General features: G+C 42.9%; 13 protein-coding genes, 4 tRNA genes and 1 pseudogene. 9 read left to right on the forward strand and 9 right to left on the reverse strand.

All coding sequences use genetic code 11. The features are described from left to right. Nucleotides 1–215: IS3 family transposase (locus tag L1D55_RS25055; protein WP_239919272.1), on the forward strand; the 215-nt coding region annotated here is incomplete at its 5' end. Nucleotides 216–367: 152 nt separating this feature from the next. Here the strand turns inward: L1D55_RS25055 and L1D55_RS25060 are convergent. The 4 genes from L1D55_RS25060 to L1D55_RS25075 form a co-directional block, all read right to left on the reverse strand. Continuing rightward, nucleotides 368–1264 carry a hypothetical protein gene (locus tag L1D55_RS25060; protein WP_239919273.1) on the reverse strand — a complete coding sequence of 299 codons (897 nt, stop codon included), beginning with the start codon at nt 1262–1264 and terminating at the stop codon, nt 368–370. A gap of 278 nt (nt 1265–1542) precedes the next feature. Next, nucleotides 1543–1833 (reverse strand): putative quinol monooxygenase, encoded by a 291-nt coding sequence (locus tag L1D55_RS25065; RefSeq protein ID WP_239919274.1) that lies wholly within the window; start codon nt 1831–1833, stop codon nt 1543–1545. A 190-nt stretch (nt 1834–2023) separates the two neighbouring features. Then, a complete protein-coding gene (locus L1D55_RS25070; protein WP_239919275.1) occupies nt 2024–3394 on the reverse strand; it encodes an endonuclease/exonuclease/phosphatase family protein in 1371 nt (456 codons plus the stop codon). Between the two features lie 281 nt (nt 3395–3675). Then, nucleotides 3676–4818, reverse strand: coding sequence for a fatty acid desaturase (locus L1D55_RS25075; protein WP_004740134.1), 1143 nt, complete (start codon nt 4816–4818; stop codon nt 3676–3678). Between the two features lie 167 nt (nt 4819–4985). Between L1D55_RS25075 and L1D55_RS25080 the strand changes: the two genes are divergently transcribed. Then, on the forward strand, nt 4986–5531 hold the full coding sequence (locus L1D55_RS25080) for an N-acetyltransferase (RefSeq protein WP_239919276.1): 546 nt from the start codon (nt 4986–4988) through the stop codon (nt 5529–5531). Between the two features lie 127 nt (nt 5532–5658). Here the strand turns inward: L1D55_RS25080 and L1D55_RS25085 are convergent, their stop codons facing one another. From L1D55_RS25085 to L1D55_RS25105, 5 genes are all read right to left on the reverse strand, one after another. Continuing rightward, nucleotides 5659–6684, reverse strand: a complete 1026-nt coding sequence (locus L1D55_RS25085; RefSeq protein ID WP_239919282.1) for a GGDEF domain-containing protein — start codon at nt 6682–6684, stop codon at nt 5659–5661. Nucleotides 6685–6938: 254 nt separating this feature from the next. Continuing rightward, nucleotides 6939–7874 (reverse strand): ribosome biogenesis GTPase YlqF, encoded by a 936-nt coding sequence (ylqF, locus tag L1D55_RS25090; RefSeq protein ID WP_004740137.1) that lies wholly within the window; start codon nt 7872–7874, stop codon nt 6939–6941. A gap of 166 nt (nt 7875–8040) precedes the next feature. After that, nucleotides 8041–8355 carry a cytochrome c gene (locus L1D55_RS25095; RefSeq protein WP_239919277.1) on the reverse strand — a complete coding sequence of 105 codons (315 nt, stop codon included), beginning with the start codon at nt 8353–8355 and terminating at the stop codon, nt 8041–8043. A 90-nt stretch (nt 8356–8445) separates the two neighbouring features. Further along, nucleotides 8446–9450: a low-specificity L-threonine aldolase gene (ltaE, locus tag L1D55_RS25100; protein WP_239919278.1), complete on the reverse strand. Its 1005-nt coding sequence runs from the start codon at nt 9448–9450 to the stop codon at nt 8446–8448. 39 nt (nt 9451–9489) lie between these two features. Then, complete coding sequence (locus L1D55_RS25105) at nt 9490–10005, reverse strand: NUDIX hydrolase (protein ID WP_239919279.1); 516 nt, start codon at nt 10003–10005, stop codon at nt 9490–9492. Nucleotides 10006–10292: 287 nt separating this feature from the next. Between L1D55_RS25105 and L1D55_RS25110 the strand changes: the two genes are divergently transcribed. From L1D55_RS25110 to L1D55_RS25140, 7 genes and pseudogenes are all read left to right on the forward strand, one after another. Continuing rightward, entirely contained in the window at nt 10293–11948 is a 1656-nt protein-coding gene (locus L1D55_RS25110) for an ATPase RavA domain-containing protein (RefSeq protein ID WP_239919280.1), read from the forward strand. A gap of 11 nt (nt 11949–11959) precedes the next feature. Then, complete coding sequence (viaA, locus tag L1D55_RS25115; RefSeq protein WP_239919281.1) at nt 11960–13405, forward strand: ATPase RavA stimulator ViaA; 1446 nt, start codon at nt 11960–11962, stop codon at nt 13403–13405. Nucleotides 13406–13602: 197 nt separating this feature from the next. Further along, nucleotides 13603–13676 (forward strand) — tRNA-Cys (locus tag L1D55_RS25120). Nucleotides 13677–13712: 36 nt separating this feature from the next. Beyond that, a tRNA-Gly gene (locus L1D55_RS25125) sits at nt 13713–13803 on the forward strand. Between the two features lie 80 nt (nt 13804–13883). Further along, nucleotides 13884–13970, forward strand: a tRNA-Leu gene (locus L1D55_RS25130). A 64-nt stretch (nt 13971–14034) separates the two neighbouring features. Continuing rightward, nucleotides 14035–14108, forward strand: a tRNA-Cys gene (locus L1D55_RS25135). Nucleotides 14109–14434: 326 nt separating this feature from the next. Beyond that, nucleotides 14435–16300: pseudogene (locus L1D55_RS25140) on the forward strand (methyl-accepting chemotaxis protein). The last annotated feature ends 312 nt before the right edge of the window (nt 16301–16612 follow it).

Raw genomic sequence — 16612 nt, forward strand, 5'->3', positions numbered from 1 at the left:
TGAGTAGGAAAGGAAACTGCTGGGACAATGCTTGTGTTGAGAGTTTCTTCCATTCTATGAAAGTGGAAGCGATCCAATATGAGCCGATTATGACGAGAGAGCAGATGCGCCAAACGATCTTCGAGTACATAGAGGTTGATTATAATCGAACGAGAAGGCACAGTGCTCTTGGGTATCTAAGCCCAGTTAACTTTGAACAACAAAATGTCGCTTAATGAAGTGTCCAGTCTGGCTGGAGCAGATCAGGGTGTTTTGTTGTTGAAATAGAGTAAGTCGGCATAGCTTGTAAGTTTATTCGTAGTCTCACACAGCTAACAATGTGTTAGCCATGTGAATTGTCAGAGAGTAAATCGGAAATTCGAGTGAATTACGACGCGATAGGCAAAGGAGAGAAGATGGTTTGAATTGATGAGAAACCGTCTCCTCGATGAGGATTAAAATCTTCTAGGTGTACGAAGAATTCGAGTACCTCTGAGGGCTTGTCATCTTCAATTAATAAGAACTCGAGTAACCCTTTTTCAATATGACACGATAGAATGGTTTCATTGGATTGACCCGCTGAAACCTGTTCAACATTGATCACGACACTTGATTCAGGCAATACATTGAAAGAGTCCTGAGCACATTTAAGAACACAGCTACACACATATTCTCGATATAGGATATTACTCTCAGATATGGGTAGGCTTTCTAGTTTTACCTCACCTTGGCACAGCACTTTTCTCTCTTTAGGGATGACATTATCCTTATTCACCTGAATATTGATTTCTAACAGGTGACCATTTTTGTAAGTATTAAAGTTATGGTTGATCAGTTTTGTGTCGATGACCGAGGCGTTGATAGGGTTCTGTTGTGCTTCTGAAAGAGCGGTCAGTTTGGCTTCGCTATCGTTATTCAAAACACCCTTTGAAAGTTGGTTCTTCTTGGCCCAGTAACTGTAGTTCTGAACCCAATGCACAAACTCTGTTTTGTAATCTTCAATATCTTGTTCTGCTGCTCGTTCAACGTTCTTAGTGAGAGCATGCAGTTTTGATTTATTCCCCAATAACATATCCAACCAATTAGGTTTGTAATCATCGAGCGCTTCCATGGCTTTGACTTTATGGTCGAAGCGAACAGCTGGCATTGCAGGTGCGGGCTCCATAGCCATCGACTCCCAATTCACTTTTGGCGTCGGAATGGTATGAACAGATTGGATTAAGTGCAGGTGTTGATTGAACATGGCCACTTCACTGACCGCGTCCTCAAGTTGTTTGGTATTCATCTACATTCCTGTCGACGGTTATTTTTGTCATTTGCCGCTCATTTTATGGTCAAAGGTCGCGAACAGTATTTAAATGAATGTGATTGATCTTTCGTGAGGTTGCTTGATATCAGTTTAGGAATATTTGTCTGTAGTGAAGTTCGTTTTTGAAGGCGACAGGTGAAAGACAGTGCAGAGAGGAAGGTGCTGAATCCACTCGGAAAAGTGAAACTCACCAGAAAAAACGAAGCCCTGCTTTAAGAGCAGGGCTTGTTTATGAATCAGTAGTAAACCGCGTATCAGGCGATATGTGTCATTCGATTGATAACGAATGACTCGATACATCCCTCAGTCGCCGCAACGTAGTCTGCAATATGCTGACTTTCTAGATGCTTTTCAAGAAGAGCCTCTGACTCCCAATTCTCATGAAACACAAAGTGCGCCGGGTTGCTGTTGTCTTGATGGAGGTCGTAGTTGATACAGCCTTCTTCAGCACGGGTTTGATCGATTAGTTTGATCATCTCTGATTTTACAAACTCAATCTTCTCTTCTTTACAGACGATTGTCGCAATAATGGTTAGCGTAGTCATTGTGAACTCCTAGGGCAATAAATCTATTGGTCCGGATAATATAAGTACTTATGAATCAAAGAAAAAGAATCGAGTCATCCAATGACTATGGTTAATGGTATCCATAATCCTTTGGTGATGATTAGACTATTGGTGAGTTACGCCCATAAAAATGCCCGGCAATAAGCTGGGCATGTTAAAACTAAAAGAATTAGTTACTGAAATCAGCCTTTACCCAGATCATTCGATGATCAGAGGATACGTCCTTGCCGTTACCATAATCACCAATTCGTGAGTCATTGAATAGCTTACGCCCTTCTTCATAAGAAGCTGACCAGTAAACACCAGAGTCAACGATGTTAAGTGTTGCTGAAGGCAGTGCGTAATCGACCGCAAGACCAAATGTCGAAGTGATACGGTTTGGCTGTGGGTGAGGCAATGAATTATCGACCGCATGTTCAGCTGCACCATAACTAGTAGGGTATAGACTGCCGTTGGTGACTTTTTGATTAACTAATGAGTCGTTGTGCAAGCTTTGCATAACAGAGCTTATGCCATCGCCATCTACTGGATCTAGGTTTTGGTCACCCATCATAACAAAGTGTTTGCCTTGCTCTAATCCACCAGTTTTTCCAGAATCATCATAGATGTACGATTTGTTTTGGATGTATTGGTGCCAGAAATCGACTTCTGCTGCGTTTTGCTCGATGTTCTTACCCACATCAAAAGCTGGAGGAGTAGGGTGAGACATCAGTAAGTGAACGGTTTCAGTACCATTTTTAGTTGGAATTAGAATAGGTGCATCGACATGATTCTTTGAAGACAAACGAACTTCTGACCATTCTTCTGCTGTGTACCATTCATCACCACATGTCATACCTGTTGGAAATTCACTCGGGTCATCACATACAGTGATGGTAGGGATCGTTGAGCCTTCTAGGTCCTTCCATTTGAATTTTTGGAATGTGCGAGTGTTTGCCGTGTCGATTTCATATTTAGACATCAAAGCAAAAGCGTATTGGCCGTGATATAAGCCAAAGCCCCACGCATCTCCTGGTAATGTGCCCGCGTTGCCGTCGTTGTCTAGGTCAAAGCCAAATTCATTCAATAAGCCCGTGTTGGTAGAGTAACTTTCAAAGTAAGGGTATGAAATTGGCTCTAGGTTCGCGTCACCGCCCGCACCGTCAAGGCTTTGAGCAATAGAAAGGTAGTTTTTCTGGAAGCCTTCTAGTGCTGACTTATCCGTTCCAGTGCCGTCATTGTTAAATTCGGCCATCATCAGAACATCAGGTCGATTCTTTTGAATCACGGCTGCTACGTTGCGGATTTGAATCACTTTTGCCGCCGTCTCTTTGTCAGCCGCACTAATTGTGTTGTTGAGATAGTCAGATACAAGTACTGCTTGAGCGCTTGGTTCAATCTGCATTTCCGTTACAAGATCTTGGAAGGTGGCACGATCAAAAGACAGGTTATAAGTAGCGATCTTTACTTCTTCAGGTTGAACGTAATCGGTATCGCTGCTGCAACCAATCAAAAGCGCAGAAGAGATGGCAAACGCGATAGATGTTTTTAACAATTTCATAAAATGGATCCGCTAGTTGCTTGAAAGAATTTTTGGACGCGCATGGTATGAGACGAGGGTTAAGTTGTAAGTGACAATGATCACGCGAAGCGGCGCTATAATACATTGCTTTGCATAAAAAATGTGACAAATGGAACCAGTGTTTATGATTTAAAGAAAAGCTTTAAATTCTAATATTTAATTAGACCTGTAAATTAAAAAAGCCCTCATGCTTTGCATGAGGGCCTTTGAATAAGAACCAAACGGTATTGTTATTGGTGTGTTAAGCGTGCTGATTTATTTTAAGCGTATTGCTCCACCGTCATCGCCCAATTTTTCTTTTGCTGTTCGAAGTTCATCTTGATCTGTTGGTAACGGACTTTAAGTAGTGAGTGTTCGTATTTTTTAACGACATCGTCACGTTTGCTTTCTAGCAGTTGCTTTTTAACGGCGTAATACTCGTTCATATTGGAGACGAGAGAGTCAAATTCTGCCTGTAGTTTTTCTGCAATCTGAATGTTATCTGCACGATGCATAATTTTCTGCTGCGTGCGCTTCAATAACATTGCAGCTTCAGCCTTTTCAATACGAGCTTGTGGTGTTTTCTTAAGCTTACTAGCAAGACCCATTAACGAAGCGCTCTTAATCAACCATTTCGTTGGATCATATTGCCACCAGTAAATGCCGTTACGGTAGTCGTTTTCAAAGATATGGTGGAAGTTGTGGTAGCCTTCTCCAAAAGTAAGTACGGCAAGTACACCGTTATCGCGTGCAGTGTTCTTGTCGGTAAACGGTTGGCTCCCCCAGATGTGTGCAAGAGAATTAATGAAGAATGTGGTGTGGTGGTTAAGTACCAAACGAACCGCACCTACAATTAACAGCATGCCAATTACATCTCCATAGATCAGGCCTAGTGCGATCGGCACACCAAAGTTCATGATAAGCGCCAGGAGAATGTAATGCTTGTGCTGCCACATTACGATTTTGTCTTTCTTCAAGTCACGACAGTTCTCGTGATCTTTATAGATAGACGTGTTGTAGTTGCGAATCATCCAGCCGATGTGTGAGTACCAAAAACCACGTTTTGCAGAGTATGGGTCTTTGTCGTTGTTATCGACATGCTTGTGGTGAACACGGTGGTCTGAAGACCAGTGCAGAGCGCTGTTTTGTAGGGCAAAGGCACCACCTAAAGCAAATAGGAATCTTAGGCTCGAATGTGCTTCAAATGCTTTGTGTGACCACAAGCGGTGATAGCCAGTCGTGATAGAAAGGTTACAGAAGCTAAAACAGATCGCTAGCCATACCCAGTGTTCCATTCCATAGCCAAAAAAGTAGCCATAAACGGGAGCCGCAACAACAGCAAGCAGCATACTAAAAGAGAATATAAAAATATTGAGCCAGATTAACGGCGGCTTTTTTGTTGATGGTTTGTCGGCACTAGTCATTAGCAATTTTTCCATTGAGCTTACATCTGTGCGCTAGAATATCAGCGTACACGTGTAAGTCAATATTGAAAGTGTAAACGTGTATTAGTATGTTTTGCTTAAATATTGTATAAAGGTAGTGTGAAATGTAGTAGCAAGTTATAAATGGAAGTACTAAGGGCTAATAAATGGAAATTAAAATAGCTGAATATAAAGATTATGAGCGGATTGCCCAATTACATGCGGATAGCTGGAAGCTTTATTACCGTGGCATTCTTGCTGATGATTACCTAGAACATGAGGTTTTGGAGGACAGATCTGTTATTTGGCAGACTCGTCTGATTAATCCACCTTTTAACCAACATGTTCTATTGCTCGAGGAAGGCGGTTTACTGGTTGGTTTTGTCTGTGCGTTTGGCAATCACAATTTTGAACGGGGCACGTTCATTGATGCATTACACGTAGACAGTAATTATCGTGGCCGTGGTCTAGGTAAACGATTGTTGTCTGAATTGTCTCAACGCTTACAACAATACTATTCTGATTCCGGGCTTTACCTAGAGGTGATGTCGGAAAACCACCAAGCTATAGCTTTTTATGAAGCGATTGGCGGAAAACAAGAACTGGAACAGGTGTGGAATGCGCCGTGCGGAAGTAAAGTTAATGAGAAAGTGATCTCTTGGCCCTCTCCAGTCGACCTTGAGCAGAAAACGAAAAGCGTCGTCTATTCTTGATTTTCGACATTACGCTTTGTTCGATATGGCGTAGTTATGCGACTGAGAATACAAATAAAGCCCCAAGTATTATAGATGCTTGGAGCTTTTTCGTTCGTCCTGTAATCAGTAGGCATTTAGTTTCTAGCTAATCAGACCAAGAGATTTGATTCCGTCCATTTTTCTTTGAAATATAGAGTGCTTGGTCTGCGTCATCAATGAGTTGCTCGACGGAACCTAGTGCTTGAGAAGCGTGTTTGACACCGATTGAAATTGTAACTTCAAGTCTAAGTTGAGAAGGGCACTCCAGTAGAGAATCTACGAGGGATTGGATCGATTCCTTAGTACCACCTTGAACCAGTATCAGAAACTCTTCGCCGCCGTATCGAAAACAGTTACTTCCAAGTGGCAGTCTTTTCTGAATCTCAATGGCTAACTCTTTAATGACCAAATCGCCCATTTGGTGGCCGTAGGTATCGTTGATCGCTTTGAAATGGTCAATGTCGATCATAATCGATGTAATCGACTGTTTGCGGTTAATGCTTGGTTCAATAACCTGATGTAAGTAAAGTCGGTTGTAGCAACCGGTAAGCGCGTCTTTATAAGACAGTGCTTCAAACATATTCGATTGTTTACGTAATTGTATCGCTTGTTTACGAAGTTGTTCAGACTGTGCGAAGCGTTTATGTACTTCTAAGTCACGCCTTATACAGGCTGCAGAAATTAAGACATAGCCAGATAAGTAAACCGAAATGGTCTCAATTTCATGAGTAGGTTCTGCTGCGTATAGTAGGGGAGATCGGCCGATAAGGTATGCGGAAAAGATAAATGAAAGCGTCGTAATGCTGTATTTGGCAGACAATCGAGAAAAAGTACCTATGTAGATCATCACTAGAATGATGCCACCTTGGTAGTCAAAATTCCCTAAATCAATAGCGAGTCGGCCAACATAGACCAAAAACAGAGAACTAATAACAAGAAAGGTACTTTCTACGAACTCTAAAACGTTAGGCTTGTTTTTGATGCAGTAACGGGCAACGGCCATCATCATCAAGAACAGGAGAATACGCAAGATGATTGGTGTAACGCACTCCGTACCGAAGTGAATATAGTCAGTGACAATAAAAGCACAGAATATTGAGATCGGAATATAGATGAAATTTATGTACGGCAGATAAATTTCGTTGTCGAAATAGGTTTTAAATCGCTGATTTTTGAACCCAGTATAAGAGCGCATTGAGAAGCTAGCCGTAATTGATACACAATAATTTGCGTAGTATGTCACAGTCTTGATGATTGTAAACGAGCATTTTCATTGATTTGTCAGTATGTTAGCTAGATCAACAAAGGAGAGGCACGATATTCACGTCCTACATGAAATAGAACGTGAACATGTTTAGAGGGATATATAAGAGTGCTTAATCGTTATTAACGCTTGTTCTTCAAGTAACGTTTACGACGCTCTTCTTTTTTCTTAGCTTGTTGCTCTGCTTTCAGTGCAGCGGCTTCTTCAACTTCGATCAGCTCTTTAGTGATCATCTCTGGCAGTTCTAGAGTTACTTTACCCAAAGTGCCGTTACGAAGTTCATGCAGTAAGATCTCAGAACACTTATGAAGGTCAATATGACCGCCGGCACGAAGTGCACCGCGCTTACGACCAATGGCTTCCATCAACTCGATATCAGACTCTGGCAGCTCTTCAATCTGGTAACGTTCTTGCAGTAGGTGAGGGTATTGCTTCGCGAGATATTCAACGGTGTAGAATGCTACTTCATCGTATTCCATCGCTGTATCTTTTACTGCGCCTGTAGCCGCTAGGCGGAAACCACTGTGCGGGTTTTCTACTTTAGGCCAAAGGATCCCAGGGGTATCAGAAAGAATCACGCCGTTTTGTAGGTTAATACGCTGTTGACGACGAGTTACCGCAGGTTGGTTACCTGTCACTGCGATTGTGCGTCCTGCTAAGCAGTTGATGATGGTTGATTTACCCACATTAGGGATACCCATGATCATAGTACGAATGTTCTTACCAATTTCTTCACGGTGCGGAGCAAGCTTACGAACCAGCTCCATGATGTGATTTACTTCTTCTTTAACGCTGGTGGTAATTGCAATAGCCTTAACACCTTGCTCTTTTTCGAAATGCTCAATCCAGCGTTCAGTTAACTCTGGGTCAGCAAGGTCACGCTTGTTCAGTACTTTTACACAAGGCTTATCGCCGCGCAGTGAGGAGATCATAGGGTTTTCACTACTGAACGGGATACGCGCATCCAGTACTTCGATGATCACATCAACCTGTGGGATAACTTCTTCGATTTCTTTGCGGGCTTTATGCATGTGACCCGGAAACCATTGAATAGACATAGAGATAAACCTTGATAAATATAGTTGCTGCACATTGTAAGGGTTCAATAGGGCGTGTAAAGCCATATCTATCCAGACGTTTCATGAGCTGTGTGAATTTGCTTGAAGTATAGGCGACTTGGCGATGATTACTCAGCTTGTGATTAACTTGATACAGTGGAAGCCATCATTTATGTGAAGCATAAAAAGCAGCAATATCCCTTAAATCCTGGTCATTAAGTTTGCTTAGTTGTGTTTGCATCATTTCTGCGTAGTCACCTTTTCTACTTCCGTCTTGATACGCTTTCATCGAATTAAACAGGTAGGTGGGGTCTTGACCAGAAATTTTAGGGTAAGCACTGTTCGTGTTGTCGCCAGTAACTGAATGGCAAAAAACACAGCTAGGTGATTTCAGCTTACCAAGTTCTGGATCCCCCAAATCGTTGGCGTGTAATGAGAAAGAGAGAGTAGCAATTAAGAAGATTATGGATTTACTAAACACGAATATACTCCTGTGAAAACAAAAGTATAAAGCTTCCCCTTAGGGGAAGCTCAAGTCTTAATAGCAATAGATTGAGAACTTTGGAGAGAGTTACAACGCTTTTTCCAATTCCGTTAGGAAACGAGAAATATCCTCTGCGCTAATGTCACGGTGAGTAACAAAACGTACAGGGTTACCAGGTGTCATTGTAATTCCTTGTTCGCTAAGTACACCTGCAATACGGTTGATGTCCACTGACTCGTCTAACTTCGCAAATACGATGTTTGTTTGAACAAAGTCAGGGTTAACCGAGAAGCCTTCCAACTTACTCAAGCCAATAGCCAAGTTTTTCGCGTTCTCGTGGTCAGCTTTAAGCTGAGCTACGTTTTCTGTCAGCGCTAATTTTCCTGCTGCAGCAAGAATACCCGCTTGGCGCATACCACCACCGACCATTTTACGTAGGCGGCGTGCTTTCGCTATGTACTCTTTACTACCGAGTAGTAATGAACCAATCGGAGCGCCTAAACCTTTCGACAAGCAGATAGTCATCGAGTCGAAGTATTGTGCGATCTCTTTGATGTGGACATCTAATGCAACTGCTGCGTTGTATACTCGCGCGCCGTCTAGGTGCATTTGTAAGCCGTGCTGGTTTACGAAATCGCGAGCTTCGGCTAAGTAAGACATCGGAAGTACTTTGCCGTTAATAGTGTTCTCTAGGCTTAAAAGCTTAGTACGAGCGAAATGGCTGTCATCGGGTTTAATCGCAGCGGCCAGCTTTTTAAAGTCTAGTGTGCCGTCAGGATTGTTTTCGATCGGTTGTGGTTGAATGGAACCAAGTACCGCCGCGCCCCCAGCTTCATATTTGTAGTTATGTGCTTGTTGGCCACAAAGGTACTCGTCACCACGTTCACAGTGTGCCATTAGGCCAAGTAGGTTTGCTTGAGTACCTGATGAGGTGAACATTGCTGCTTCAAAACCCGTTTCGTTTGCAGCCCACTGCTCAAGTTCATTTACGGTTGGGTCGTCACCGTATACATCATCACCTACAGCTGCGTTCGCCATTGCTTCGCGCATAGCTTGTGAAGGTTTGGTTACGGTATCAGAACGAAAGTCCATGTTTTTCTCCTAGAGTACTTTAGGTAGCCATATAATTGGCTATAGATAGCCACATAGTTGGGCTTTACTTAAACAAGCGATAGTTTTGGTGTCGGTGATTTGATCGTTTCTTATTTTATCGTGTAGTTCTTCTAAGCTAAGTTCGATCACTTCTATTACTTCATCTTCATCACATTCAAAGCGGGTAGTGAGGTTGAGCTGTTTTGCTACGAACAAATGCTGAATCTCATCACAGAAGCCTGCGAGTGGGGTAACTTGCCCCAGACTTTGGAATGACTCTGCGCTATAACCGGTTTCTTCTTCTAGCTCACGTTGAGCACACTCAAGTGGTGTTTCATTGACTTCCATCGTGCCTGCGGGCAGTTCTAAAAGCCACTTTTTAAGTGAAGGGCGAAACTGGTTGATCAGGATGACTTTTCCAGAGGACGTAATAGGAAGAATAACGGCAGCACCAGGGTGGTTAATTGTTGTATGTTTTACCACGACGTTCGTAGGGAGCGTCACGTTCTCTTCTATGAGAGAAATACTTTTCCATTGATGGATAACTTTATTCATGCAGTCTGGCCACATTCCTTGCCAATTTTTCGTATTCGAAAGACGTGCTCCACCATAACGCCTATGGTGTCGAAAATAAAAGAAAATTTAGGCATAGTTTTGAATTAAATTTCACACCATTCGTGACTCTACTCTCAAATTTGCAATCTATGATTACACCGAAATTACGGACGTAACCATCTGATATAAATGCAACTCAATAATAAAATACACTTGTAACAAAGTGCTAACAAATGTATAAAAACAAATCTACACTCTTTATTGTCCAAAGATTTTCGGAGTAATGCATGACCCCTTCTATTTCTTCACATGCTGACAAGGCGCTACTCTCTGAAAGAATTAACAAATTAGCGCATGCTCTCTCTGATGGTGTCTATGAAAGAGAAGATACCATTAAGCTCTGCTTATTGGCTGCTTTGGCTGGTGAAAGTGTTTTCCTACTAGGCCCTCCAGGCATTGCAAAAAGTCTTATCGCTAAACGCCTAATCCAAGCTTTCGATAACAGCAGTTATTTTGAATATTTGATGACACGCTTTTCTACGCCTGAAGAGGTGTTTGGCCCTTTAAGTATCCAAGAATTAAAAGACAATGGTCGCTATGTAAGGCTGACTGAAGGTTATCTACCAACGGCTCAAGTGGTCTTCCTTGATGAAATCTGGAAAGCTGGCCCCGCAATCCTTAATACACTCCTTACTGTTGTGAACGAAAAAACGTTCAAGAACGGTAGCGATATTGAACGCGTACCAATGCGCTTATTGGTATCAGCATCTAATGAACTTCCAGATGAAGACAGCGGCCTAGAAGCGCTTTATGACCGCATGCTTGTGCGCGTGTTTGTAAATCGAATCCAGAACAAACAAAACTTCAAATCGATGCTAACTGCGGGTACTTCTCAAGAAGCTGAGATCCCGAAGGGTTTGGCGATTACTGATATTGAATATCACCAGTGGCAAAAAGAACTCGATAAGCTTGAACTAACGGACAACGCCTTTAACAAGCTGTATGAGTTGAAAACTATGCTAGAAGAGACAGTTAAGCAGCAGGGTTCAACTTCTGAATCTGATCTGTATGTTTCAGATAGACGTTGGAAGAAAGCTGTGAAGTTGCTGAAGGCGAGTGCGTTCTTCAGTGGTCGTGACAGCGTAAACCCTCTCGATATTCTTTTACTGCAAGATTGTTTATGGCACAGCCCTGAATCACGAGATGTGGTTCGTAGTGTGGTTAAAGAGTTTGCGCTGAACAGAGCTTTTGATCAACAAGAGTCCAAAGCTCAAATCGAAATGTCACGTGAAGAGCTTGAAGATATCCAAGACGAAGTTGAAGCAACACTCTCTGTTTCACTCTCCATGGAGACAACCAGCGGCCTTCTACGTAAAGATGTTTACCACAACGATATTAAAAATGCGAAGACGTACAGCGTCGGCAGCGCTTACAACTTAGTTAAGTTAGTTCTGCTGCAAAGCAACATGTCAGTGTCAGAATCAGAGAAAGGTGATAGCCGCTGGGTTTACGTAGCGAAAGATGATTTCGACCGTGTGCTAAAAGAAGGGCACGGAGATATTTACGGTTACGTAAACGAAAACAAAAACCTGTGTCGCTTGAAGTTGGATCTTGATGCATCGAACCAGTTAGTGATTAAAGACATCGCGAACCGCTCAGTATTAGTGAGTGTGGTGACTACTGACGGTCTGGACCAAGAGCTTTACAACAAATGGTTGAGTGGCGCTGAGCGAGCACTTGAGCAGCTAAACGAAGCTGAATTCAAGCTGAAACGTGTGCGAACCGATTTCCACGATGCGCTTCCTCACAACTATATCGACCCAGAGCTACCAAAAGCGATGGAGTCAAGTTTGCAAGCGGTAACACAAGAGCTTGAGACCGCAAAAGTGAAGAGTAGTAAGATTGCTCAGCGTCTTAAATTTATGAGTCAGTACTTCGAGTAGAGGGGACAAGTATGTTAGGAGCAGACGGTTTAAACCTTGCTTTAATGGTTGCTGACTCAGGCATCATTGATACGGCGATGAATGATCTCATCGCCCGTTCTCAAGTGATGATGGCTGCCGAGAATAAAGGGGTTAAAACGTCGGTTAAAAACCATCTAGTGAAATGGCGAGGTAAAGTAAAAAAACGCGTCACTAAGGTGTGTGAGACCGATCGATTCCAAGAAGAAATCGCACTTTACCAAGAAGTAATTCACTGGGATGAGCCCCAGTTTTTTGATGAGATTGATAGTGTCATTAAAAAATTGGAGTGGCACTCAGCGTTTTACCTACAAGCTAGACGCCTGATGGAAAACAATAAGGGTGTTTACAATGCGATGTTCCCACACTACTTCTGTGATCAGTGGTATCAGTCGCTGTCAGATGCCATCAAGCAAGCTCAAGTTACTGAGCTTGAAACCAGTAAAGAGAAAGTTCTAGCGGATCTCTACCAACGCATGGAAACCATGAAAAACATGGATAAAGTGACGGAATCTGGAGATGAGGGAAGCGTAGGGCGTTTGTGGGACATGGCTTCTGCTAAGTTGAGTAAAACAGACTTAACTGTAATGAAGCGTCACGCAGAGTTTTTAAATAAACACAAAGGTCTACAAGAGATCGCTGAGAAACTGGGCCGGATGGCTGGCATGGAAGACGATCCTTCTTTACATAAGGCCCCTGTAGAAGAACTACAGATGGTAGAAGAGAAAAGCGATGAAGCCGTTGATGATATCGTTGGGATTCATGAAAGCGATGATCTTAACAAGATGCTGCCAAACGAGACTATGTTCTTAGCGTACCCAGAGCTTGAAGTTATTTTCTACAAACATTTGGCGGATAAACGCTTACTGAGCTATCGCTCCAAAGGTAAGTCTCGTACGTTGCGTAAAGTTAAAGCGCAAAAGCCAGACAGTAAACACGTTGATATCGAGAAGGGGCCGTTTATTGTTTGTGTAGACGCCTCTGGCTCTATGAGTGGCTTTCCTGAGCAATCCGCTAAAGCAATGGCCTATGCACTAATGCAAATCGCTTTGGCGGAAGAGAGGGATTGTTACGTGATCCTTTTCTCTTCAGAACAGATTACTTACGAGTTAACAAGACAAGATGGCTTGCGTGAAGCGAGTGACTTCTTGAGCTATTCATTCCACGGAGGCACAGATTTGGAACCTGTATTGATGAAATCGATCGATTTGATGACAGGTGATAAATACAAGAATGCCGATTTAATCGTGCTGTCTGACTTTATTGCTCCTAAGCAGTCTGACGAGATGATCGCTCAGGTTGAAAAGCTGAAGGAACATAAAAACCGTTTCCACGCAGTGAGCCTTTCTAAGTACGGCAACCCTCAATTGATGAGTATGTTTGATCATTGTTGGGCATATCACCCGAGCTTGGTTGGTCGCTTCATTAAGAAGTGGTAGATCGCGAATCATTAATTTAAACCATTTTGCTGTGTGTTTTTTAGCTGAAAAGATCGAACATGCAGCAATTTGATTTAAATGTCAGCAAACAGAATTTAAATTCACTTTTTTGTTTGACTATCTCTCCTTAATCCGTAAAGTAGGCACCCGAACACAGCGGAGTGACTTACTAAGTCCCTAAAGTGTTGAAATAAAAAGGCGCCTTGGCAGAGTGGCTATGCAGCGGATTGCAAATCCGTGGACCTCGGTTCGACTCCGGGAGGCGCCTCCATTATCTCTCTAATATCTAGAGTTAAATAATGAAAATGCGACACTAGCTCAGCTGGTAGAGCGCAACCTTGCCAAGGTTGAGGTCACGCCTTAAGCCTTGAAGATAGGGAACCTCGTGTGTCGCTCCAAATTTTGTAATGTTGATTGATGTTGACATTAAGATGGTGTTTTACTTTTCAGTAATCGGCATCGCAATAAAGAATTGCGTGCCCTGGTGGTGGAATTGGTAGACACAAGGGATTTAAAATCCCTCGACGTTCGCGTTGTGCCGGTTCAAGTCCGGCCCGGGGCACCATCTATTTGGTTGTTATCTTTAGGGGTAGGAATCAAAAGAGTTGTTCTCTTAAAACACTATTGAAGGCGCCTTGGCAGAGTGGCTATGCAGCGGATTGCAAATCCGTGGACCTCGGTTCGACTCCGGGAGGCGCCTCCATCATTCAGAAAAAACCAGTCCTAGTGACTGGTTTTTTCGTTTCTGGCTTCTTACTTTTTAGCTTCTTATCCGTTCTGTTTAAGCATCCTGTTTTTACTTTTCATTTTGTTTTCTACAACTCGCTTTTGTTTGTGGCTACATAACCTTTATCGTTGATAAACCAGTAAATAAATCAAAGTCACAATTAAACATAATGCTCAATTTGTTTCATGGTTTTTTGGGATGACCCTAATAAAAACATGAGTATGAGTGATAGGATTTCTCTTTATATTTCTTTAATTGTTCTATAAGAGGTTCTTAATATGCAATTTAGTCTAAAGAGGAAAATGGTTTTCTCTGTAGTTTTGGCGATTGCTTTTACATCCGCAATTCTTCTTTTCATGGGTTATAAGACGTTTCAAAGTAACAGCTGGCAGGCTATAGAGAGTGAAAGTCGTAATACGTTGAACGCCCATGCTAAAGGGATCAGTGATTGGTTTTACGACAAGAAACAAGCCGTACATGGCCTTCAACAACAAGTTCAACTTAACCCTTCACTGGATATTGTCCCGCATTTACGTCAAACCCTTGTATCTGGTGGCTTTGGGTTGAGTTACTACGGCAATAAAGACGGGGAAATGTTCCGTCATGATCCTTCCCTCAATAAAGCAGGGTACGACCCAAGAGTTCGTGGTTGGTATAAAGAGACGTTAGCACAAAACAAAGCCGTCACAACTAAGCCGTATGTAAGTGTTACGATGCAGGCACTTGTGGTTACGCTGACCGACCCGGTTACCGAGAACGGGTCCATTATTGGCGTTGTTGCTTCGAACCTAGCCTTGGACAAGCTGATTAAAGACGTATTAGCAATACAGGTACCAGGAAATGGACGCGCGATCCTTATCGACAAACAAGGCACTGTTGTCGCTCACCAAAATGAAGACTTTATCCTTAAGCAGGTTAATGACATCGCTCCTGAGCTAAGTGTTGCAGGTTTAAACAGTGCAGCACAGAATCTAACGACGATCTTCACCCAAGTTGATGGCCACGAACGTGTGATCATGGCGGAGCCAATCAGTGGTACGGATTGGTTGCTTGTGATTGAGATGGATAAAGATGTTTTGGAGCAACCTCTGTTTGACATGCTGGTCAGTCAGATCACGACAGGTTTGATTGTTCTGATTGTGATGGCTGCGGCAACGTCTTGGTTTGTTGCGAGACAGTTGGTGGAGTTAGGACGAGTAAGCGAAGCACTCGCAGATATCGCAGAGGGTGAAGGTGATTTAACTCAACGCCTTCAAGTCTCCAGTAAAGACGAGGTTGGTCAATTGGCCGATAAATTTAATGTGTTTGTCGATCGACTTCATGGAATGATGACCAACGTTACCCAAGTCTCTACAGCGATGAACGACGGTGCTGAGCATGCCAATGAGAGTGCTCTAAAACGTAGTGATAGCGTAAGCCGACAGCAAGATGAAATTACGATGGTTGCAACAGCGGTAACTGAAATGGCGACTGCGACGGCTGAGATTGCGTCTAATGCGGACAATACAGCGAAAAGCGCGAGTCATTCAGTTGAATTGAGCGAGCAAGGCTTCCAATAGATGGCAAAAAGCCAATCATCAATCAATGAGCTTGCTACTGAACTGACGGGCGCTGTATCTATTATCAGCGAACTAGAAGAGCATGGGCAACAAATTGCGTCTATCTTAGCGACGATACGCGAGATAGCTGAACAAACTAACCTACTGGCACTTAACGCTGCGATTGAAGCTGCGAGGGCAGGTGAACAAGGCCGTGGCTTTGCTGTTGTAGCGGATGAGGTTCGAGTACTGTCTCAGCGTACTCATGCATCGACTGAAGAAATCGAAGACAAGATCAAGCGTTTACAGCAGGCAACGAATAGCGCGGTTAAAGTGATGACGCAAAGTCACGATATGGCGGAGACAAGCGTGCATGATGTGGATATGGCAGGAGAGAGCCTCGCTCAAATCCGTGAAGCGATTCAAGTTATCAGTGATATGGCGACTCAGATTGCTTCTGCTGCTGAAGAGCAGTCACTGGTCACAGCGGAAATTAACGCTAACACTGAATCTGTTCGTGAAGTGAGTGACGTTATGGCGCTTGATGCGACGGATGCAGTGTCTCAGGCAGATCAGCTTAGCCATTTAGCGAATGATTTGAAACAAGAGTTATCTCGATTCAAGCTTTAACAATTAAAACGCGATAGGGTAGACGAGAGAATACAAGAGCACAGACCGTCATAAGTTTGTGCTCTTTTTTTAGGTTCATCGCGGATTAGCGGGAACTAAAAACAAAAACGGTAGTAAGTGATATGGTTTAGTCGCCAAACAAAAATCATACACAAACTACCGTTTTCATGCCGAATCATACTTTCCTATCTTCATTCTGGGAAGGCTTTAAAATAGTAAAGTCTCACCAGACAGCATCACTTATTACACTGACTCTTAAACCTAACTCTGAGGCTAAATGCCTTTGCGGTCTTGAAGCCGAGGCTATCCATG

The sequence above is a fragment of the Vibrio sp. Isolate22 genome (assembly GCF_022398115.1).
Taxonomy (GTDB): Bacteria; Pseudomonadota; Gammaproteobacteria; order Enterobacterales; family Vibrionaceae; genus Vibrio.

Coding starts and splice junctions, on each gene's coding strand:
- L1D55_RS25060 (WP_239919273.1), bottom strand. CDS start 1,264: ATGAATACCAAACAACTTGAGGACGCGGTCAGTGAAGTGGCCATGTTC.
- L1D55_RS25065 (WP_239919274.1), bottom strand. CDS start 1,833: ATGACTACGCTAACCATTATTGCGACAATCGTCTGTAAAGAAGAGAAG.
- L1D55_RS25070 (WP_239919275.1), bottom strand. CDS start 3,394: ATGAAATTGTTAAAAACATCTATCGCGTTTGCCATCTCTTCTGCGCTT.
- L1D55_RS25075 (WP_004740134.1), bottom strand. CDS start 4,818: ATGACTAGTGCCGACAAACCATCAACAAAAAAGCCGCCGTTAATCTGG.
- L1D55_RS25080 (WP_239919276.1), top strand. CDS start 4,986: ATGGAAATTAAAATAGCTGAATATAAAGATTATGAGCGGATTGCCCAA.
- ylqF (WP_004740137.1), bottom strand. CDS start 7,874: ATGTCTATTCAATGGTTTCCGGGTCACATGCATAAAGCCCGCAAAGAA.
- ltaE (WP_239919278.1), bottom strand. CDS start 9,450: ATGGACTTTCGTTCTGATACCGTAACCAAACCTTCACAAGCTATGCGC.
- L1D55_RS25105 (WP_239919279.1), bottom strand. CDS start 10,005: ATGAATAAAGTTATCCATCAATGGAAAAGTATTTCTCTCATAGAAGAG.
- L1D55_RS25110 (WP_239919280.1), top strand. CDS start 10,293: ATGACCCCTTCTATTTCTTCACATGCTGACAAGGCGCTACTCTCTGAA.
- viaA (WP_239919281.1), top strand. CDS start 11,960: ATGTTAGGAGCAGACGGTTTAAACCTTGCTTTAATGGTTGCTGACTCA.